Raw genomic sequence first — 20162 nt, forward strand, 5'->3', positions numbered from 1 at the left:
CGACCCACCCTAAACACCCGTTCTGAAGCGGCTAACAGCACGCCAAGACACTGGGGCCGAAACCGGGGGCCTTTTCGGGGCTAACGGGTGCGGCGGGAGCTTGTTTTCTTGTGTGAGAGGCCGATGGCTGGGGTGGTAGGACGCCTTGCCTGCCCATCCGCTTCATCGCCTTAGCCGCCCCGTCAGCAAACCTGGGGCCATTCCTGGGGCGGTTCGGTGGCTAACGACCCGTCTCCGGGCCGCTCACCCAACATCCCAGCCGTCAACAACCCAGCCAAGAGTTGCTATCGACCCGCCAACATCCCAGCCTGCCGCTATCAACCCGCTGACGAGTGGTGACGGTGGAGACCCGGTGGTGGCGTTGGCCGGTGGTGTGGTGTGGGGTTAGGTGCGGCTTTTCCATCCTGGCAACTTGGGTACGCTGGGAAGCATGTCGAACTTTGGCATTTGAAACCACGGATCTTTCGGCAGAAATTCAGCCACATGCTGGATCATCAACTCCTCTAGTTCATGGATCTGCCCATCTGCTTCAGCAACCTCACGGAGCAACTGGATAATCTTCTCGCGAACCCTCTTATGGTTGCAGTCCCTACTCTCCAACGTGAACTTACGCAGTTCCTCCGTTAGGTCTCGGAGAGATAAATCGTCAAGTTTCGCGGAGAATATCTGGAGGGCGATCTCAACATACTCAGGGTTAAATCCCCAGCCCTCAACGAAATACGAGCGAATAACCTCTAGTTCTTCCTCAAGTATCTTCCCGTCAGCGGCGGCAACCTTCAGGGCTAGAGGAGCAATCAGGTCTAGGAGTGATGCACCAAGGACATCAAGAGGTGTGTTGATGAACTTTGGCACAACATCTATCCGATCATCATCCAGCCCCTTCATTAGCCGAACGATCCCGTAGTAGGCCCCTCCTGAGGCAAGGCCTGCAGCGATCACCCAGCCAATAGGCGTAAAGGCAGTAGTGGTGGCAAACAGACCTAAAAAACCGCCAGAAGTAGTCGAAAAGAATGCCGAGGCCACCGTGGCCGACTTGGCTACTTGCGCACCGGTCACGGCCACTCCCGCCATATCCCAGAACTCAAACGCCTTGTTTCTCAGAGTCAGCGTTTGGAAGGCTTTCTCCCCGATCTCTAACCGCGCCTTGAAACGGAACGGGTCAGAAACAACAACATCAACTTCACTCAGCCTATCGGCAAGTTCGCGGTCGTCACTCACTTTGCTCATGCCTTCAATGCGTTGAAAGGTTCAAGAGATGACTTGATCCTGGCTTCCATTGCTTTCTCGACGAAGTCCGTCTTAGCGCCAAGGGCGATGCCCAGAAGAAGCAAGATGGGGGAAACCAAGGGGCCGAGAACAAAGCCAATGATAGGGATACTGGAAATCAGTGTTCCAGCGATCGCGCCAAATACCACCCCAAATGTTGTGTTTGGATAGCTCGACGTGAACTTGAAGACGAGCTCGAGGACCTTCTGCCCAATCTTGACGACCGTCTCCCCGATCCTCACTACCTTGGTAGCCAACTGCAACAGGATGACCTTGGCATCTGCTGAAATATCCAGCGTCTCTATCCTGGCCTTTAGCTCAGAAGGTTTCAAACCCATCTGGCTAAGCCACTCAATGCTCTCTCTATTCTCATCGGAAATCTCAGTGGTCATTTGTTCACCTGTATCGGGTGCAACGCCTGTGATCCGCATATCTACTTCCCCAAGCCTAGTCACAAATTCAATATTTAGGCGAAACCAAACTCTCGGCTCTGCGTAAAATTGAAGCGGATGTCTGTTGAAATGCAAGCCCCCGCAGGAACTGCACCAGCGGGAGCCGCGGACCTGACCTTATGCATTAAGCCGTAGTACCTCCTCCATTGCCAAGTTATTGCTTCTCCCAGCGCACTCTTCCGAAGGCTCCCGGAGAATCCATTTTCCTTGTGCTCGGATCGTAAACGCATAGCCGGGACCGGTGCGAAGAGCCTTCCTTCCAGACGACCTCAACAACAATGTGCCCCTTTTTCTGCCAAGCGTCGTTTGCCCATGCAGGGTTGATCCGGTTGCTGCCATTCATTTCCTTGTTTAGCCAGGAGGCACACGTAGATCGAACCTGAGTGACTAGATGGGACAGATCGGCTTCGGCTCGTTCCGCTGACTTCATCATGCTCCAGCCAGCAAAGAGCGCCAAGATGACGACAGCAACTAGGCCCCAGTGCCATGGTTTGGCCTTTGTAAGCACCTCACTCTTCACCGACTTAGCCCTCGTTACGGCATTCTGAGCCGTTGCCTCTGCCACCTTGTTTGCCTTGCCAAGGTCAAATGCCTGCGGGATCCAGAAGTAGAGCAGACCCGCTGCGCCGATCAGCAGCAAGGTGCCTGCGGAGACGCCTGCCGCTTCGACTAGCACCGTCATCGGCTGAAACATCGTGTACCAAAACCAAGCAGCACATCCGGCCAACCCCGCCCAGAATATAATTCTAAATGTGCTTTCCATGAGCTTCCTCATTCGATGATGGATGGAGCTGAAAATCTGCCCAGTTTGCCGCCCTTTAGCGCCGCGTAGTTTTGAAGCGCCCGGCAAATGAGACTCATAGTCTGTAGATTGTAAGTCTACAAGACTGCTCTCTCCGAGCATGGAGATACGCAGGCTAGTTGGACGAAATCTGAAGCGTTTCAGGGAGGAAGCGGGATTCTCGCAGGAGGCTTTGGCCTTTGAATGCGGCCTGCACCGAACCTATGTTAGCGGTGTCGAACGCGGAGTAAGGAATCCAACTATCGTGGTTCTGGAGAAGCTGGCTGAGCCGCTTGGCATTCCCGCTTGGAGGCTGTTGGTGCCTGAGAAAGATCAAGTTTAATAGCATGGACAATCCGTAGTGGAATTCTATCCAGGCGAAACTGACCTTCACCACGGTCTGCGGTGTTGGTAATGGGTTCGAACAGACAAGGTAGGTGCTGATTTGGCTGACACGCATACGCTACCCGAACCAGAAATACCTGAAAATTACTCTTCTCGCTCCCGATACAAGGGATGCTTAGAGCAGTTCGACGCTGCCGTATGTGAGGCTTGCGCGGTTTCTCAAGCGGTTAGTGGCCAGAATGTTTTTCCAAGTCTTGGCTACGCAACCCATGTATTTGTGCGTATCCTAGCCCATGCGCGAAACCTATTGAGATCAGTTCCAAAAAATCGCTGGCGTTCCTCAGATCACGACGATTGGGACTTCGGGGCTAACGCAGGCGGCTTTCGTTCAATTCTAGAAGCTTCGCTGTTGTTCTACTACCTCTGCGACGCAGATCCCGGCAAAGAAAATCAACGAGCTATAGTGCAGTTGATGCACCTCTACGACCTGACCAAGCGGCTCAACGTTGTCCATGGTGGAATTGCAGATGAAGAAACCGAAAAAGCGCGCGCCGAAATAATCGGACGGCTAGAGCAGACACAGCGTTTCAAGGAACTCCCAGAAAAAGTTAAGAAAGACGCCCTCAAAGGTGGCAAGTTGATGTTTGAAACTAAGGAGGACATCATGGCTCGTAAGGGCTGGGACAAGTCTTACTTTTACCTCCTTTGGAACATCACATCTCAACATGCACACGTCCAGTCACTTGCCTTCTATCGCATGGAGCCAAACGGGCGTGGCACGGGTTTGGAGAACCCCTACGACAGAGGGTTTCTTGCACTAGGACTTGAAACATGTGCTGAGGTTCTCGTCGGGATCACGGATGCGCTGTGCCAGCACTTTCCTGATGCTACTGTGGTCCGAAAAGGTACCGATTCAAAGTTCTCGCCAGGGCCTGCTCGGAACCTGCCCAAAGAAACAAAGCGCGCTCAAAGGCGGAAAAGAAAACCAGCAAGAAGATGAGCCGTAAGAAAATCAAAGTGTAGGCCGTCTGGCTGCCGAGGCCAGGCTTACGCCCCAGACTAGAAAGGCCCACCGCCATCCAGAGGACAGAGGTGAGCCAAAGACTAGTTAGCCAGATTATGCGGCAAAGGGCTTCAGTTTCCCTTCAGCTATCAGCTTTGCAACCGAACGACAGTGTAGTGGCGGTTATCAGCCGGGACGAACACCGTTGTCTCTGTTCGATCTGCACGTTCGAGGTCAGCCAGACTCACGCCTGAGTGGGTCTCAAATTCCTCGAACTGGTCAGCCCCATCGTTGGTAGCGTCCAGAAAGTACGCTTGGCTACCGTCGACGGCGATGACTTCGAATTCTGCATCAAGTTGAGTGGTCATGAAATTTCCTCTCTTTGGCCCCCGTAGCGATTGCCTTGGTGAGTGGGTCACGAAGACAGACGGTGAAATCCAAGATCGGTACGGGCTCCTTGTTATTGTTATCGTTGATCCTCCAAGCAGGGAGGGAGGCCTTCCTACAGTTAGCGCTATCTGTTTGCAAGGGGTTTATGGTTAATCTCTGGCTCTGAAGAAAAAAGCAAAGTGCTCCCCGGCCAGCACGAAGCCAGCCGGGGTGTCTCTATGGTATCTTTCGGGTCAGCACGTATTCCGCCAGCCATCTCCAGTAGTCTTCAGCGTCAGCGAAGCCCTGGGACCGAGCCGCCAGATCTTCGGCAGCCCTACGAGAAAGACCGCCATCGTATTCAGCGATAGCGGCCCTCTCTTCAAACTCCTCGATGTTGGGAATACTCATCCCGGCACCGGAAGCCGTATCTGGTCGATGATGGACCGCTTCTGCTCGTCACTGATCCCTGCGGAGTAGATGCCGTAGGTGATCCCGTTCTCTGACCGAGCCGACTTATGCCCCACCAGAGATGCCGTGAAATGCTCCGGGACACCAGTACGCTCGCACTGGGTGATGAACCACTTCCGGGTCGAATGAAACACCAGCCCTGGACGCTCCAGCTTCAACCGTCGCCGGGCCGTTGCAAACGCCTTGGTGATCTGGTTGACATTCAGGTCAGGGAAAAGCGGGCCGAAGTTAGGCAGGTCCGCGAACAGTTCCTCCAGCACCGGGTGAACTGGAACCAACCGCTCCGCAGCGTCGGTCTTGAGCAGTCTCAGCTCGTTTGGTCGTACCCAAGCAAAGGTTCCAAGGTTCCCCTTCGACACCAGATCGTCCCGAAGCAAGCCAGCCGCTTCACCGGCTCGCATCCCCGACAACAAGCAGGTCAGAAACACTGGATGCAGATCGCCACTCCGGTCAGCCAGCAACCGCCGCACTTCCTCGTCCGTCGGCACCGCATAGGGCTTGGGTCGAACCTTCTGGTCAAACAGCACTGATTTAAACGGATTGGCTTCTAGAGCGCCTTCATAGACGCACCAGTCGAGGAAATGATTCACTTGTGACCAGACACGCTTCTGGGTCCGCACGGTTATCTTGGCGGCGCAGTTCTCCGAGAAAGACAGCAGACCGTCCAGGCCCAACCCTCTCGTCGACGCCGACTTGCCAACCAGCGGGGACAACTTGGCGATTGCCCCAAGAAACTCCCGACCGTCATCTCGTCCAAGGCTGCAGAGCGACCGTTGACCATACCGGCTAGCGAACAGCTCCACCGAATAGCGAACCGATTTGAACCCGCCATGGCGAAGCTGGCTGCTCCGGTGCCTCAAGTACAGGTCAGCGCGGTCACCAATCAGGATCTTCTGCTTCGCCGCCAACCGGTTGAAGTCAGGCCGGTCAAGGACTGCTCCGGAGTCTGCCAGAGAGGCCCGCAGGCGGTCGAGAGCGCCTTCCGGGTTAGCTGCCCATGCGGGGGCGGTTCCGCTGCTCCTTGGAGCACTAAGCGCTTCCTCTGCGAGTGACCGAACCTCTGCCACCTGCGTTTCATAGCGGGCGTTCAATTCAGCTGCCCGGACGCGGGCGGTAGCGGCATCTCTCGCCTTCAGCGATTGTTTCAGGGCTTGCTGGCCAAGAGCCAGAGCCACGTCTTTCGGGTAATGGCGTCGATAGAGCCACGTGTGTCCTTTCAAGTACGCATACTTGATCTGAGCAGACATTGCGTCTCCTCCTTCTGGTTTTGAGATTGGGAAAAGGGCGTCAGTCGCCCTCGTAGACCCTCAGGATCAGGTCGAAGTCCGGCTCGCCGTATTCGCCTTCCAATGGTCCGTTCAATGAGTAGCCGCCCACGCAGTCGTCAAAGACTTCGGTGATCCGGAACAGATGCTCCGGCCAGTCTTCAGACGCGCGGATGACCACGATGGTGCCTTCCGCCAGCTCGTCCATCAGTCGATCCTGGCAAACAGGACGATGATGATTTTGCCTATGACGATTTCGCCGCTGCTGGACCGTCTGGCCTTTATCGGCTTGGCTGCTAGCAGGTACTTCGTAAGCATTTGAGACAACATGATTAACCTCCGTAGTTGCTATCGATTTAGATACGGAGGGGTGCTCAGTTTGCTCTTGGCCTGTTGATGGCTCTCGGGTGACTTGATCTGGATGTCAGATTTCCCGTAAAAGGTGATTGCAGGGAATAGCTAGAAACAGTTTTTTATGCCGGATATTCAACTCGCGACAGTGTTGCTCGGTGCCGTTGGCTTCAACGAAGGCAATGTGAATGACACTTATAGAGGTCAGGTTCTGACGTCCGATGGGGCGACAAGGTTAAGCATTATTAAAGACTTGGATATAACTCAGCTCTGCAATGAGTTGCTTGCGTATACCCTGGCGCGTGAAGTTAAGCTCCCTGTACCCGATTGCTATATCGGGCTAGTGCGACCAGGGGACCTCAGCTTGAGGCATAGCCCAGTTCTCAGTGATGGGAGCCGACTCGTGTTCGTGAGCGCCGATGTTAAAGTTCCCAACCTAACATTTCGTCTGCAGACCGCGAACCTGCCAGAGCGACTGTCTCTTATCAACCAAGTGATGAATTGGGATGATCTTGGCCGTTTGTATGCGTACGATGCTTGGATCGCCAACACCGACCGACATCCTGGTAATATCCTGTTTGGGAATAAGAATGAATGCTGGATGATTGACCACGGGCACAGCTTCACTGGTCCGTCGTGGAAGCCTGAGCACCTTAATCCAGATGCAAGCTACCGTCACCGCTTGTCCGAATGGCTTACCAGCCTACTTTCCGTGGATCAAAAGAAGGAACGTGCAGTAGAAGCCAGGAAGTTTGGCGAGACGATTGGGGCCTGCGACATTGCTGCAGCTTCATCCAAAAGCCGCATCGTGGAATTGCTGCCTAAAGAATACCTGGATGCTCTGAAAGACTTTCTTGAGAGTAGAGCTGCTATGGTCCCTCAACACTCCAGTAGAGCGCTCGGCGTGCCGGTGATGGTTTGATGGAAATTAACCTAGACTCCAGCCAGTTCCCAGCTTGGAGCACTAAGCTTCAAGCGACGTGGGCCCCCATAATGTTGTCACCCATCATGGGCGGCTACGAGCGCCTTGTGGTCGGTGTTGCTGTCGTGAACAGTGAGGGCTTTCATGTCGAGCCAGCCAATGCCGTTGGCCGCTTGCATTGCTTTTATGGGGATGACGCTTTTGCGACCATCAGTGCTATTGAGATAGCCATTGATCATTTGAGGAACGAACTCGCTCTGCGTTCGGTAGAAGCGCTGACGGATCCCAATCACGTTATCAGTGGTGTCCATGTTGGTGAGTTGCGAACAGCTGAAGGTGATAGCCTCCAAGCCATAGGTAAGAGCTGGATGGCCGTTCTATCATCCCTTTATCAAGAGCAGGTAGAGGCGTCCAAGATAGTTGCTTCCAATGCAAATGTAGCGGACCCCCAAGAAAGTAGTGGAGATCGACTGCCGTTTTTAGTTTGCGACTACGTCAAAGCGCAAAGAGCCGGCTACGCTGGTTTTTTTAGCAGCGACCTTAGAGAAGGGAAGCAGAGGCGTAATAAGGGTAGCAGTCACAAGGTTATTATTGATTTCTCAGGATCAAAACTTGTTGCGAATTTCGGGACGTTGAAAGCAGGTGCCCTTACGGCCTCCGTAAACATCGTAAAACGGCGCCTCTGGGACCTGAAAGTTGAACGCGACCGAGACCCGAATAGCGTACTAGATCGAAAACATGAGATGATACTGCAGCGTCCTCACGCGGATGATCCTCAACTTTCAGAGAAGCAACAGGAAAACTTGAACGAGGCCTTCGAGGAGCTTGAACACCAGGCTGACCAAGAAGAATTGCGCTTGAGAGCTTTGAATACCGTGGTCGAGATCGGAGACCATGTGTTGAAGCTTGAAGCAGCCTGAAGAGTTTTTTTCGATACCTAACCACCCCACCCAAACCACCGGCCAACGCCACCACCGGGTCTCCACCGCCACCACACGTCAGCGGGTGGCTGGGAAGTTGGTAGCGGCTCGGCAGCGGTTCTAGGCTGGGATGTTTTGGCTGGGATGTTGGGTGAGCGGCCCGGAGACGGGTCGTTAGCCACCGAACCGCCCCAGGAATGGCCCCAGGTTTGCTGACGGGGCGGCTAAGGCGATGAAGCGGATGGGCAGGCAAGGCGTCCTGCCACCCCAGCCATCGGCCTCTCACACAAGAAAACAAGCACCTGGCGCACCCGTTAGCCCCAAAAAGGCCCCCGGTTTCGGCCCCAGTGTCTTGGCGTGCTGTTAGCCGCTTCAGAACGGGTGTTTAGGGTGGGTCGGGAGGCCCCCAGTATACCGCTGGAGGCCATCGCCACGGGTTAGAGCAAGCTGAAGTCCACACCGTTTGCCCAGTGATCCCAGTCGTCGCGCTTGTTATCCGCCGCTGACCCCTCCACTAGATGCTCTGGCCGACAGCACAGTTCATTACCGCACCGATGCCGAACCATCGTCGTCGTCCCGATGACCGCCCGGTTGAGCACGCAGTAGACGAACCTCGCCGCCGCCACTTGCCGCCCCCGGAACCGCATCTTGGGTCGCCGCACCGTTGCCGTTATCTGATCAGGAGTGCGCCGCGGGGGCGGGTGCATCTCTCCAGGCGCGGTGCCGCCGCCAGCCGGACCGGGTCTGCATCGCGCAAGACAGTTGACCCAGCGACAATAAAGGCCGTATCAATTTGTAAAACTTTAAAAAAACCAACAGGAGTGAATTAAAATGAACAAAAAAAACATTTCCGCCTCCCCCTCGCGCCGCGCATTTCTGAAGGCCGGTGCCGCCGGCGGTGTCATGCTCAGCGCGATGTCCGGCATGGCCCTCGCGCAAGAGGATAAGGTCCTCAAGGTGGCAGGCATTTACACCGTTCCAGTCGAGCAGCAATGGGTCAGCCGGATCCATCTTGCCGCGATCGCGGCCCAGGAACGCGGCGAAATCGAATATGATTACTCGGAGAATACGGCAAACACCGACTACCCGCGGGTGATGCGGGAATATGCCGAGCAGGGCTATGACATGATCGTCGGAGAGATTTTCGGTGTGGAGCAGGAAGCCCGGGAAGTGGCCGCGGATTATCCGGAGGTGGCCTTCCTGCTCGGCTCCTCGTTCAAGGAGGATCCCGCGCTCGCCAATCTGTCCGTATTTGACAACTACATCCAGGACGCGTCCTACCTGTCCGGCATTATTGCAGGCGCAATGTCCGAGAGCGGCAACATCGGCATGGTCGGCGGCTTTCCGATCCCAGAGGTGAACCGCCTCATGCACGCCTTCATGGCAGGCGCGAGGGAAATGAATCCCGATATGCAGTTTCAGGTATCCTTCATCGGCAGCTGGTTCGATCCGCCCAAGGCGAAAGAGACCGCATATGCGATGATAGAAAACGGCGCGGACGTGCTTTATGCAGAGCGCTTCGGCGTATCGGACGCGGCCAAGGAAAAGGGCATTCTCACCATCGGCAACGTGATCGATACGCAGGCTGATTACCCCGAAACTGTCGTGGCTTCCGCGGTCTGGCACTTCGAGCCGACCCTCGACGCGGCGATTGCCAAGGTCAAGGCCGGAAGTTTCACGGCCGAGGACTACGGGACCTACTCCTTTATGAAGGCAGGAGGGTGTTCTCTTGCGCCGTTCGGCACATTCGAAGGCAAGATCCCCCAGAAAGCGCTGGATCTGGTTGGCAAGCGGGCGGCTGCGATCAAGGCGGGGGAATTTACCGTCGAGATCAATGACGAAGAGCCGAAATCCTCCTGAAATGAAACACGCTGAAGTTGACGCAGGACAGGCTTCGCCTGTCCTGCGTATGCACGGCATTACCAAGTCGTTCGGCTCGGTCATTGCCAATGAAAATGTCAGCTTCGCCCTGAACAAAGGCGAGGTCATCGCGCTTCTGGGCGAGAACGGCGCGGGCAAGACCACGCTGATGAACATCCTTTTCGGCCAATACACGGCGGATGAAGGCACGGTAGAGGTTTTCGGGCGGCGGCTTCCGGCCGGCAATCCGCGCGCCGCGCTGGATGCCGGCGTCGGCATGGTCCATCAGCATTTTACCCTCGCCCCCAACCTGACGGTCTGGGAAAACATCGTGCTGGGCACGCAGCCGCTCGGGGGGCTGTCACTGGCTCCGGCCCGGGCGAAAGAAAAAATCCGCGCCCTGTCGGATAAGTTTCACTTGAGCGTCGATCCCAATGCCAAGGTGGCGCGCCTCACCGTGGGTGAACGCCAGAGAGTCGAGATCCTGAAAGCACTCTACCGGGATGCCCGCGTTCTGATCCTCGATGAACCAACCGCGGTCCTCACGCCGCAGGAAACCAGCGCCCTGTTCGCGACGCTGCGCGAGGCCATCGCGCTTGGGCTGTCGATCGTGTTCATTTCCCACAAACTGCATGAGGTGATGGCGATTTCGCACCGCGTCATGGTCCTGCGGCACGGCCGCCTGGTGGCGGAGCGGGCCACAAGCGATACCAGCCGCGAGGAGCTTGCCGCGCTGATGGTCGGGGGCGAGGTCCATGCGCCCGACATTCCGGCCATGCCCGCAGGCCCGGCGCTGCTTTCGCTCAGGTCGGTGGCAGCGGAGGGCCTGCACAGTATCGACCTGGATCTCTTTGGGGGCCAGATCACGGGTCTTGCGGGGGTCTCGGGGAACGGGCAGGGCGCTCTGTCCGATCTGATCTGCGGCATGCTCGCGCCCCGGTCCGGAGAGATGGCGGTCGCGGGCAGGACACCCGCACGCTGGTCGCCGCGCGCGGCGCTCGCAGCCGGGATCGGGCGCATTCCCGAAGACCGCCACAAGACCGGCACAATCCCGGACTTCAGCCTGACCGAAAACGCCATTCTCGAAACATATGCAGGGGCGTTTTCCAGCAGGGGCTGGATGAATTGGGGAAAGGCGCGCGCCCATGCCGAAAAACTGATCCAGACCTACGATGTGCGCTGCCCCGGCCCGAACACGCGTATCCGGCTCTTGTCAGGCGGCAACATGCAAAAGCTCATTCTGGGCCGGGTTCTCGAAGAACGGCCGGCCATCATTGTCGCCAACCAGCCTGTGCGCGGGCTCGATATCGGCGCCGTCAACTATGTGCACGGCCGCCTGGCCAAGGCGCGCGAGGCGGGGGCTGCAGTGCTTCTCATTTCCGAGGATCTCGACGAAATCATGAAACTGTCCGATCGCATCCACGTCATATCCGAAGGCCGGCTCAGCCCCGCCTTCGGGCGGGGAGAGCTCTCTGCCGCCGAAATCGGCAAATGGATGGCAGGCCACGGAGGTGATCATGCGCCTTGAACCTGTCACCTCTCCTACGCCGGTCCGCAGGCTGGTGCCGCCAGCGCTTGCGATCTTGGCCTCCTTTCTGGCAGCGGCGCTGTTGGCGCTAATCGCTGGCGGTGACCCGCTGGCGGTGTTCGGCCTGATCTTCACGGGGGCGTTCGGGTCGAAGTTCGCCTTGCTCGAAACCCTCAACCGCGCAACCCCCCTTATTTTCACCGGGCTTGCGGTGGCAGTGGCCTTTCGTGCCAAGCTGTGGAACATCGGCGCGGAGGCGCAGTTCTACGCCGGTGCGGTCATGACCGTAGTGCTGGGCACCGGCGCGCTGACCCTGCCTGCGCCTCTGATGCTGCCAACCCTGGCCATTGCGGCGGCGCTTGCGGGCGCGGTGGTCCTGCTGGTGCCCGCGCTGCTGAAAACGCGGTTCGGTGTGGATGAAGTTGTCACCACACTCCTGTTCAACTTCATCTTTCTGCTGTTCGTCTCCTACCTGCTCGAAGGCCCGCTGAAGGATCCGATGGGGATGGGCTGGCCGAAGTCCGCCCGTCTCGCCGATGAAGCCCGTCTGCCGCGCATCGTCGAAGGCCTGCGGCTGCACTGGGGCTTTGGTCTCGCGCTGATCTGCGCTGCGGCGCTCTATGTTGTCGACCGCAAGACCACGCTGGGCTTCGAGATGCGGGCGGTCGGCCAGAACGCCGAGGCAGCCCGGTTTGCCGGAATCCCGGTCACCAGGGTGATACTCAAGACCGCGCTCTTGTCCGGCGGGCTTGCGGCGCTCGGCGGGTTTTCCGAGGTCGCGGGCCTGAAGGGCGCGCTTACTCTCGATATTAGCCCTGGGTTTGGCTACACCGGCATCGTTGTCGCCATGCTTGCGCTTCTTAACCCTCTTGGCGTCGTGCTTGCGGCCTTGTTCGTGGCGGCCATTTTCGTTGGTGCCGACAGCATGAGCCGGGCGATCGGGGTGCCGACCTACCTCGCCGACATCATGCTCGCGAGCGCCCTTCTGCTGATGGTCCTCGCAATCCTTTTCACCAAATTCCGGGTCAGGAGGGACTGATGGATATTCTCGATATTCTCCTGTCCGTCTCGTTCTGGGCGGCGGCGGTCCGCATCGCTTCGCCGCTGATCTTTGCCACCATGGGGGAGCTGATCTGCGAGCGGGCAGGCGTATTGAACCTCGGGATCGAGGGCATCATGGTTGCGGGGGCCTTTGCGGGCTGGATCTCGGTCTGGGCGGGGCTGCCGCTGTGGGGCGGCGTCGCTGCGGCGCTGTTCGCCGGCATGATTTTCGGCCTGCTGCATTCGGTCCTGTCGGTCCCCTTCGGGCTGTCACAGCATGTCGTTGGCGTGGGGATCACGCTGCTGGCAACCTCCGCCACTTTCTTCACCTACCGCGTGGTGTTGCCCGAGGTTTCCTCACCGCCGAAGATCACCGCGTTCCAGCCCGTGGAAATTCCGATTCTGTCGGATATCCCGGTCATTGGCCAGGCCCTCTTCCACCAGACGCCGCTGACCTACGCGGCCTTCATCCTCGTGGCGCTCACGGCCCTGGTGCTTTACCGCACGCCGCTGGGGCTGGCTGTGCGCGCGGCCGGGGAAAGCCCCGGTGCAGTGACCGCGCAGGGCCTCTCGGTCACCGCCATCCGCATGGGGGCGGTGATTGTGGGAAGCGGTTTCATGGCTGTCGGAGGGGCATTCCTGACCATGTCTGCCTTTGACAGTTTCTTCTTCGACATGGTTGGCGGCCGCGGCTGGATCTGCATTGCGCTGGTAGTGTTCGGAGCCTGGAAACCGGGCAAGGCGCTGCTGGGCGCCATCCTGTTTGCCGCCTTCGACGCGCTTCAGATCCGGCTTCAGCAGACCGGCATCGGCGCGGTTGTGCCGTATCAGGTGTTCCTGATGCTGCCCTATATCCTGTCCATCCTGGCGCTTGTCCTGATGTCGCGCCGCGCCGAAGTGCCCGCGGCCCTGATGGTGCCGTTCAGCAAGGGAGAAAGATGATGCTGGACCTTCTGGTAAAAGGGGGCACGCTGCCCGACGGGACCGTCGCAGATATCGCGGTCGCGGATGGCCGCATCGCGGAGATTGCGCCGAATATCAGCGCCACCGCGCTCGAGGTGATCGACGCCACCGGGGACCTGGTCTCGCCGCCCTTCGTGGACCCGCATTTCCACATGGACGCGACCCTGTCCTACGGTTTGCCGCGCAGGAACGCGTCCGGAACGCTGCTGGAGGGGATTTCGCTCTGGGGCGAGCTGCGGGAAGTTGCCTCGGTCGAGGATATGGTCGAGCGGGCCCTGGCCTATTGCGACTGGGCGGCCTCGATGGGGCTGCTCGCGATCCGCAGCCACGTCGACACTACGCCCGATCATCTCAATACCGTCACCGCGATGCTGGAGGTGAAGGAGAAGGTCAAGGCGTACATCGACCTGCAGCTGGTGGCCTTTCCCCAGGACGGGCTTTATCGGGCCCGGAACGGGCGCGAAAATCTGATCCGCGCGCTGGATATGGGGGTCGAGGTGGTGGGGGGCATACCGCATTTTGAACGCACGATGCAGGGCGGCGCGGACAGCCTGCGGGACCTGTGCGAGATCGCTGCGGACCGCGGCCTGATGGTCGACATCCACTGCGACGAGACCGACGACCCGATGAGCCGCCACATCGAGACCCTCGCCGCCGAAACGATCCGAACCGGATTGCAGGGGAGGGTGGCCGGCAGCCATCTCACCTCGATGCATTCGATGGACAATTACTATGTCTCGAAACTTCTGCCGCTGATTGCGGAAGCCCGGATATCCGCCATTCCGAACCCGCTCATCAATATCGTGCTCCAGGGGCGCCACGACACGTTTCCCAAACGCCGCGGCCTGACGCGGGTCAAAGAAATGCAGGCGATGGGCATTGCCGTCGGATGGGGGCAGGATTGCGTGCTCGATCCATGGTACTCCCTTGGAACGGCGGACATGCTGGATGTGGCCTTCATGGGGCTGCACGTCGCGCAGATGACCCACCCTGAGGAAATGGCGCGCTGCTTTACCATGGTAACGGAGACCAATGCATCGATCATCGGCTTGCAGGACTACGGGCTGAGGAAAGGCGCCAGCGCTTCTCTTGTGGTTCTGGATGCGGCCTCCCCGGTAGATGCGATCCGGCTGCGCCCTGCGCGGCTGGCTGTTGTCTCTAAGGGAAAGGTGATTGCGCGCACCCCGCGGGCCGATGCGTCGCTGACTCTTGACGGCCGCCCCCAGTCGGTGCGCCGCCGTGCTCCCAGGCGCATGTGATGCCGGTCGCCTGAAGAAGCTCCCCGGTTGTCGGGGCGTTCTGCAGATTTTCCGCCGGGGGAGGGGGCGGCCGGTCCGCCGCGGACTGCCCGGGCAGATTCAAGCCTTCGGATGGGCGCGGTTGTAGACTTCCATCAGATGGGTGGTGCCCACTGCGGTGTAGGCCTGGGTGGTTGACAGCGAGGCATGGCCCAGGAGTTCCTGGATCGCGCGCAAGTCGCCGCCCGCCTCCAGAAGGTGGGTGGCGAAGCTGTGCCTCAGCGCATGCGGCGTGGCCGACGCGGGCAGGCCCAGTTGGGCGCGGGCATGGGCCATGGCGCCCTGGATCTGCCGCGGGTTCAGCGCGCCGCCGCGCAGGCCCCGGAACAGCGGGCCGTCTGCCTCTTTCGGGAAGGGGCAGAGCGCCAGGTAGCAGTCCACCGCGGTGCGCGCCACCGGCAGCACCGGCACCAGCCGCTCCTTGCGCCCCTTGCCGAGGATGCGCAGCGAGGCGGGCAGCGGCGCGTCGCCGCCCTTGAGCCCCAATGCCTCGGAAATCCTCAGCCCGCAGCCGTAAAGCAGCGTGACCACCGCGGCATCGCGGGCCGCGGTCCAGTCTTCGCGGGCCTGCTGCGGCACCGTTTCCAGCACCGCGCGGGCGGCCTCGGGGTCGAGCGGGCGGGGCAGCTTCTTTTGGAACTTCGGCGCCCGCGTCATCAGCACTGCGGCCGGATCGAAGCCTTCGCGCGCGGCCAGCCAGCGGTAGAAGCTCTTCACCGCGGACAGCTTGCGCGCCAGCGACCGCGCACCAGCGCCGCCCGCCCGGGTGGCCGCCATCCAGGCGCGCATGTCGGCTGTGGCAATGCGGGCCAGTGCGCGCAGCCCCTGCGGCTCGCCCGAGTGCAGCGTCATGAAGGCGAGGAAATCGGCGACATCGCCGCGGTAGGCCGCAATGGTGTGCGGCGAGGCCCCCTCGAGCCCGGAAAGCCGCTCCAGCCACTCTTGCAGCGCCGCGCGGCAGGCAGGTGAGATCAGCACCGGCCCGGCAGCGCTCACGACAGCCAGCCGCGCATTGTACGTTCGAAGACACCGGCAAGGAAGGCGAGGAGGTCAGTGCCCTGCTGGGCCGAGAACTGGCCCGGATCCTCCGAACCCAGCACCAGCATGCCGGGCAGGCGGCCCTCCCCCAGATTCAGGGTCAGGCAGGCTTCGGAGCGTATCTGCTCTGCCGCGTCGCCGTAAAGGCGCAGGCTGCCGCCGGCGGCGAGGCTGCGCAGCGTGACCGGCCGGTCCCCGGCCCTGCCGGGGCCATCGGCCGGCTGCCTGGTATGGGCGGCGCAGAACCCCGGCCCGGTCATCTTCAGCACCCCCGCCTTGCGCTCCACCGCGGCGGCGCTGCCGGGTTCCGCGGTTTCCAGCACCAGCACCATCGCCCTGAGGCGCAGGATTTCGGGAAGGTCGCGGGCGAGGCAGTCGAGGAAGCCTGCAAAATCCTGCGGCTCGATCAGCCGCAGCACCGCGCGGTGGATCAGGCTGGTGCCTGCGAGGTTGTCATAGGCCGCGGCCACCACCGAGCGGTGGGTGTCCTCCAGCCGGTCCAGCCGCGCCGCCATCCGTTCCATCGCGATGCCGCGCAGATCGACGATATTTTCGCCCATCGCGCGCTCGTTGGCGGCGACCAGGGCGTTCATGATGCTTTCGTCTTCCAGCACCGCGTCGGGCCGGGCCAGAATCGCCGCGCGCAGCTGGTCTTCGAGTGTTGCAGAACTGCTCATGCGTGAACCTCTTGCGGGTTTGGCCCCGTGTATAACATGAGATTCGAAGCGCGCCGCCGAAAAATGGGCAGGCAAAGGCATTTGCCGCGATGCCGTTGCGGCGGGACTATGGGCCGGCGGGGGAGCTCCCGCCCGTCGCCGGGGCACGGCCCCGCTCCCGTTGGGCCGGGCGCCGGGCTGGCGCCCGGCGCGGCGCGGGCCGGAAGGGAAGCGTCAATGTGCCAGCGATCCGGTGAGGCCCGCACGCAGGCGCGCTGCGCGGCCCAAGGCGGCTCCGCTGTCCGGCGCAGCCGGGGGGCGGACCTGCGCGGAGGGGGGCCTCGCCGGGCGGGGCAGGAGCGGCAGGGCGGAGCCAGTGTGCAGGCGGGCCGTGGAAAGCGGTGCGGGACTATTCTGGTGCTCCCAGTGCGGAACAAGGCCGCAAGGCCGCCGCGCATCGCCGGCGCGCCCCCACGCGGCGGCGATTGGGCTGCCTCTGGGTGGTCCCTCGGCAGGGCGTACGGACTTGGCCTGAATAAATTGCCAGCCATTTCCGTCCGGATCGCCGCCGCGCGCGCCGCCGATGCACGGCTGGGATCCTGGCCCGCTCCAGACCGTCAGGCCAAAAAAGAAAAGGCGCCCAAAAAGGGGCGCCTTCCGTGTCGTCTGCTTCGGCGCGAGCCTCAGAGGATCTTGATGCCCGCCGCCTTGATGTCGCTCAGGAAGGCATCCAGGCCCTTATCGGTCAGCGGGTGGTTCACCATTGCCTTGATCACCGCGGGCGGGGCGGTGATCACGTCGGCGCCAATGCGGGCCGAATCGGCCACGTGGTTCACCGAGCGGATCGAGGCTGCGAGGATTTGGGTTTCGAAACCGTAGTTGTCATAGATGGTGCGGATGTCCTCGATCAGCTCCATGCCGTCGAGGTGGATGTCATCGAGCCGCCCGATGAAGGGGGAGATGAAGGTCGCGCCCGCCTTCGCCGCCAGCAGCGCCTGGTTGGCGGAGAAGCACAGCGTCACATTCACCATGTGGCCGTCGTCGCTCAGCGTCTTGCAGGCCTTCAGACCGTCCCAGGTCAGCGGCACCTTCACGGCGATGTTCTCGGCGATCTCCACCAGCTTGCGGCCTTCGGCGATCATGGTTTCGGCATCGGTTGCGGTCACTTCCGCCGACACCGGCCCGTCGACCATATCGCAGATCTCCTTGGTGACCTCGATGATGTCGCGGCCGGATTTCTTGATCAGCGACGGGTTGGTGGTCACGCCGTCCACCATGCCCAGATCGTTCAGCTCGGCAATGGCGCCGATATCGGCGGTATCTACAAAGAATTTCATGGGGCAGTCCTTCGGATGGGTTGGCCTCGGTCGCTTCTGCCTTTACCTCATGCGCGTGCGGGCGGCAACAAGGCGGGCAGCGTGAGCGGGCAGGAGTTCTTTCAGGAAGGCGAACGGGTCGGGGTTTTGACTACCCAGCCGCTGGACCGGCTTCTGGATTACCGCGCGCCCGCTGGCGGCTGCTTTGTCGGCGCCTACGTCGAGGTGCCGCTGGGCCCGCGCAAGGTGCTGGGCGTGGTCTGGGGGCCGGGCGCCGGGAATTTCGATTCGGCCAAGCTGCGCAGCGTGAACCGGGTGCTGGACGTGGCCCCGATGCGCGGCGAGATGCGCCAGTTCCTCGGCAAGGCGGCCGACTACACCCTGACCCCGATGCCCGCGATGCTCAGGCTTGCGACCCGCGCGCCGGGGCTCTCCGATCCGCTCTCGATGCGCAAGATCCTGCGCCGCGGCGACGGCGAGCCCGAGCGGATGACCGACGCCCGCGCCCGGGTGCTCGACGTGCTGGACGAGTTCGGCAGCCTCGCCTTCACGCCCAAGGAACTGGCGGACATGTCGGGCGTCACGCCTTCGGTGGTGAAGGGGCTGGTGAAACAGGGCGTGCTGCGCGAGGAGGAAGCCCCGCGCGATCTGCCCTATCCGCGGCTCGACCCGGACCTGCCGGGCAAGACCCTGACCGAGGATCAGGCTGCCGCCGCCGCCACGCTGGCCGAGGCGGTGCAGTCCGGGCGCTATGGCACCACGCTCCTGAAAGGCGTCACTGGCTCCGGCAAGACCGAGGTCTACCTCGAAGCCGTCGCCGCAGCCCTGCGCGCCGGGCGCCAGGCGCTGGTGCTGCTGCCGGAAATCGCCCTGACCGCGGAGTTCCTGAAACGGGTCGAGGCCCGCTTTGGCGCGACCCCCGCCGAGTGGCACTCCGGCGCCACCATGACCGAGCGCCGCCGGGTCTGGAAAATGGTCGGGCAGGGCGCCGCGCAGCTGGTGATCGGCGCGCGCTCGGCGCTGTTCCTGCCGTTCCGCGATCTCGGGCTGATCATCGTGGATGAAGAACACGATACCTCCTACAAGCAGGAGGACGGCGTGCTTTACAATGCCCGCGACATGGCGGTCCTGCGCGCCGCCATGTGCTCGGCCCAGGTGGTGCTGGCCTCCGCGACACCGTCCTTGGAAACCTGGGTCAACGCCGAGGCGGGCAAGTACAGCCGCCTCGACCTCACCTCCCGTTTCGGCGCCTCGGTGCTGCCGGAAATGCGCGCGATCGACATGCGCAGCGAGGATCTGCTGCCCTCCACCTGGATCTCGCCCACGCTGAAGGCTGCGATGAAGACCCGGCTGGAGCGCGGCGAGCAGTCGCTCCTGTTCCTGAACCGCCGCGGCTTTGCCCCGCTCACCCTGTGCCGCGCTTGCGGGGCGCAGGTGGCCTGCGACCATTGCGACGCCCGCATGGTGGAGCACCGCTTCCAGAAGCGCCTGATGTGCCACCAGTGCGGCGAGACCAAGCCGGTGCCCGAGGTCTGCCCCTCCTGCGAGGTGGAGGGCAAGATGGCCCCGGTCGGCCCCGGCATCGAGCGGCTGGCGGAGGAAGCCGCGGCGCTCTTCCCCGAGGCCCGCATCGCGGTGCTGAGCTCGGACCTCTTCGGCTCCGCCCGCGCCCTGAAACAGCGGATCGAGGAGATCGCAGCAGGCGAGGCCGACATCATCCTCGGCACCCAGCTGGTGGCCAAGGGCCACAACTTCCCTTTGCTCACGCTGGTGGGGGTGATCGACGCCGACCTCGGCCTGCAAGGATCGGACCTGCGCGCGGCAGAGCGCACCTTCCAGCTGATGCGCCAGGTCGCGGGCCGGGCAGGCCGCGCGGAGAGGGCGGGCGAAGCTCTGCTGCAGACCTTCCAGCCCGAACACCCGGTAATCCGCGCGATCCTGTCTGGCGACGAGGAGAATTTCTGGCGTGCCGAGGCGGCCGAGCGGCAGGCCGCAGGCGTGCCGCCCTACGGACGGATGGCGGGGATCATACTCTCGGGGCCGGACCTTGCGCAGGTCTTCGACCTCGGCAACGCAATGGCGCGCAACGACGGTCCGCTGCGCCAGATCGGCGCACAGCTTTACGGGCCAGCGCCGGCGCCCATCGCCCGTGTGCGCGGACGCCACCGGGTGCGCCTGCTGGTGAAGGCCGCCAAGGGGGCGGCGCTGCAGGAAGCGCTGGCCCGCTGGACCGCGCCCCTGCGGCTCAAGGGCGACCTGCGCCTCAGCATCGACATCGACCCGCAAAGCTTCCTCTGAGCGGCAGCCCGTGCCTTCG

The 20162-nt window shown here is 61.3% G+C and carries 20 protein-coding genes; 10 read left to right on the top strand and 10 right to left on the bottom strand.

Annotation, left to right across the window (positions count from 1 at the left end):
- Positions 1 to 384: 384 nt before the first annotated feature.
- The 3 genes from ACOHWE_RS18285 to ACOHWE_RS18295 form a co-directional block, all read right to left on the bottom strand.
- Complete coding sequence (locus ACOHWE_RS18285; RefSeq protein ID WP_420668171.1) at positions 385 to 1227, bottom strand: tellurite resistance TerB family protein; 843 nt, start codon at positions 1225 to 1227, stop codon at positions 385 to 387.
- Positions 1224 to 1658, bottom strand: coding sequence for a hypothetical protein (locus tag ACOHWE_RS18290; protein ID WP_420668172.1), 435 nt, complete (start codon positions 1656 to 1658; stop codon positions 1224 to 1226). Before ACOHWE_RS18290 ends, ACOHWE_RS18285 begins: the two co-directional genes overlap by 4 nt.
- A gap of 214 nt (positions 1659 to 1872) precedes the next feature.
- The gene (locus tag ACOHWE_RS18295) at positions 1873 to 2481 is read right to left on the bottom strand and encodes a hypothetical protein (RefSeq protein WP_420668173.1); all 609 of its coding nucleotides are present in this window, start codon (positions 2479 to 2481) and stop codon (positions 1873 to 1875) included.
- A 139-nt stretch (positions 2482 to 2620) separates the two neighbouring features.
- On the opposite strand from ACOHWE_RS18295, the gene ACOHWE_RS18300 reads away from it, so the two are divergent.
- Positions 2621 to 2842: a helix-turn-helix domain-containing protein gene (locus ACOHWE_RS18300; protein ID WP_420668174.1), complete on the top strand. Its 222-nt coding sequence runs from the start codon at positions 2621 to 2623 to the stop codon at positions 2840 to 2842.
- Positions 2843 to 2944: 102 nt separating this feature from the next.
- Positions 2945 to 3844 carry a hypothetical protein gene (locus ACOHWE_RS18305; protein WP_420668175.1) on the top strand — a complete coding sequence of 300 codons (900 nt, stop codon included), beginning with the start codon at positions 2945 to 2947 and terminating at the stop codon, positions 3842 to 3844.
- Positions 3845 to 3996: 152 nt separating this feature from the next.
- Here ACOHWE_RS18305 and ACOHWE_RS18310 read toward each other — a convergent pair whose 3' ends face one another.
- The 3 genes from ACOHWE_RS18310 to ACOHWE_RS18320 form a co-directional block, all read right to left on the bottom strand.
- Entirely contained in the window at positions 3997 to 4215 is a 219-nt protein-coding gene (locus ACOHWE_RS18310; protein ID WP_420668176.1) for a hypothetical protein, read from the bottom strand.
- Positions 4216 to 4623: 408 nt separating this feature from the next.
- Positions 4624 to 5934 carry a DUF6538 domain-containing protein gene (locus tag ACOHWE_RS18315; protein WP_420668177.1) on the bottom strand — a complete coding sequence of 437 codons (1311 nt, stop codon included), beginning with the start codon at positions 5932 to 5934 and terminating at the stop codon, positions 4624 to 4626.
- A gap of 40 nt (positions 5935 to 5974) precedes the next feature.
- Positions 5975 to 6160, bottom strand: a complete 186-nt coding sequence (locus ACOHWE_RS18320) for a hypothetical protein (RefSeq protein WP_420668178.1) — start codon at positions 6158 to 6160, stop codon at positions 5975 to 5977.
- A 267-nt stretch (positions 6161 to 6427) separates the two neighbouring features.
- On the opposite strand from ACOHWE_RS18320, the gene ACOHWE_RS18325 reads away from it, so the two are divergent.
- Together ACOHWE_RS18325 and ACOHWE_RS18330 are read left to right on the top strand one after the other, a co-directional pair.
- On the top strand, positions 6428 to 7225 hold the full coding sequence (locus ACOHWE_RS18325; protein ID WP_420668179.1) for a HipA family kinase: 798 nt from the start codon (positions 6428 to 6430) through the stop codon (positions 7223 to 7225).
- Between the two features lie 86 nt (positions 7226 to 7311).
- Positions 7312 to 8145: a hypothetical protein gene (locus tag ACOHWE_RS18330; RefSeq protein WP_420668180.1), complete on the top strand. Its 834-nt coding sequence runs from the start codon at positions 7312 to 7314 to the stop codon at positions 8143 to 8145.
- 437 nt (positions 8146 to 8582) lie between these two features.
- Here ACOHWE_RS18330 and ACOHWE_RS18335 read toward each other — a convergent pair whose 3' ends face one another.
- Positions 8583 to 8852 carry an HNH endonuclease gene (locus ACOHWE_RS18335; protein WP_420668181.1) on the bottom strand — a complete coding sequence of 90 codons (270 nt, stop codon included), beginning with the start codon at positions 8850 to 8852 and terminating at the stop codon, positions 8583 to 8585.
- Between the two features lie 196 nt (positions 8853 to 9048).
- Here ACOHWE_RS18335 and ACOHWE_RS18340 point away from each other — a divergent pair, with 196 nt between their 5' ends.
- Genes ACOHWE_RS18340 through ACOHWE_RS18360 form a run of 5 tightly spaced genes read left to right on the top strand, consistent with a single transcriptional unit; the run spans position 9049 to position 14796 of the window.
- Positions 9049 to 10005, top strand: coding sequence for a BMP family protein (locus tag ACOHWE_RS18340; RefSeq protein WP_420668228.1), 957 nt, complete (start codon positions 9049 to 9051; stop codon positions 10003 to 10005).
- A gap of 1 nt (position 10006) precedes the next feature.
- The gene (locus tag ACOHWE_RS18345) at positions 10007 to 11533 is read left to right on the top strand and encodes an ABC transporter ATP-binding protein (RefSeq protein WP_420668229.1); all 1527 of its coding nucleotides are present in this window, start codon (positions 10007 to 10009) and stop codon (positions 11531 to 11533) included.
- The gene (locus ACOHWE_RS18350) at positions 11523 to 12572 is read left to right on the top strand and encodes an ABC transporter permease (RefSeq protein WP_420668182.1); all 1050 of its coding nucleotides are present in this window, start codon (positions 11523 to 11525) and stop codon (positions 12570 to 12572) included. The genes ACOHWE_RS18345 and ACOHWE_RS18350 overlap by 11 nt, the downstream gene beginning before the upstream one ends.
- Positions 12572 to 13516 (top strand): ABC transporter permease, encoded by a 945-nt coding sequence (locus ACOHWE_RS18355; protein WP_420668183.1) that lies wholly within the window; start codon positions 12572 to 12574, stop codon positions 13514 to 13516. Before ACOHWE_RS18350 ends, ACOHWE_RS18355 begins: the two co-directional genes overlap by 1 nt.
- Entirely contained in the window at positions 13516 to 14796 is a 1281-nt protein-coding gene (locus ACOHWE_RS18360) for an amidohydrolase family protein (RefSeq protein ID WP_420668184.1), read from the top strand. Before ACOHWE_RS18355 ends, ACOHWE_RS18360 begins: the two co-directional genes overlap by 1 nt.
- Positions 14797 to 14895: 99 nt before the next feature.
- Here ACOHWE_RS18360 and ACOHWE_RS18365 read toward each other — a convergent pair whose 3' ends face one another.
- From ACOHWE_RS18365 to fsa, 3 genes are all read right to left on the bottom strand, one after another.
- The gene (locus ACOHWE_RS18365) at positions 14896 to 15831 is read right to left on the bottom strand and encodes a tyrosine recombinase XerC (protein WP_420668185.1); all 936 of its coding nucleotides are present in this window, start codon (positions 15829 to 15831) and stop codon (positions 14896 to 14898) included.
- Positions 15828 to 16550 (bottom strand): DUF484 family protein, encoded by a 723-nt coding sequence (locus ACOHWE_RS18370; RefSeq protein ID WP_420668186.1) that lies wholly within the window; start codon positions 16548 to 16550, stop codon positions 15828 to 15830. The genes ACOHWE_RS18365 and ACOHWE_RS18370 overlap by 4 nt, the downstream gene beginning before the upstream one ends.
- A 662-nt stretch (positions 16551 to 17212) precedes the next feature.
- Positions 17213 to 17866: a fructose-6-phosphate aldolase gene (gene fsa, locus ACOHWE_RS18375; RefSeq protein WP_420668187.1), complete on the bottom strand. Its 654-nt coding sequence runs from the start codon at positions 17864 to 17866 to the stop codon at positions 17213 to 17215.
- A gap of 81 nt (positions 17867 to 17947) precedes the next feature.
- On the opposite strand from fsa, the gene ACOHWE_RS18380 reads away from it, so the two are divergent.
- Complete coding sequence (locus tag ACOHWE_RS18380; protein WP_420668188.1) at positions 17948 to 20143, top strand: primosomal protein N'; 2196 nt, start codon at positions 17948 to 17950, stop codon at positions 20141 to 20143.
- Positions 20144 to 20162 lie beyond the last annotated feature (19 nt).

This window comes from Cribrihabitans neustonicus, assembly GCF_048820895.1.
GTDB classification, from domain to species: domain Bacteria; phylum Pseudomonadota; class Alphaproteobacteria; order Rhodobacterales; family Rhodobacteraceae; genus Cribrihabitans_A; species Cribrihabitans_A neustonicus.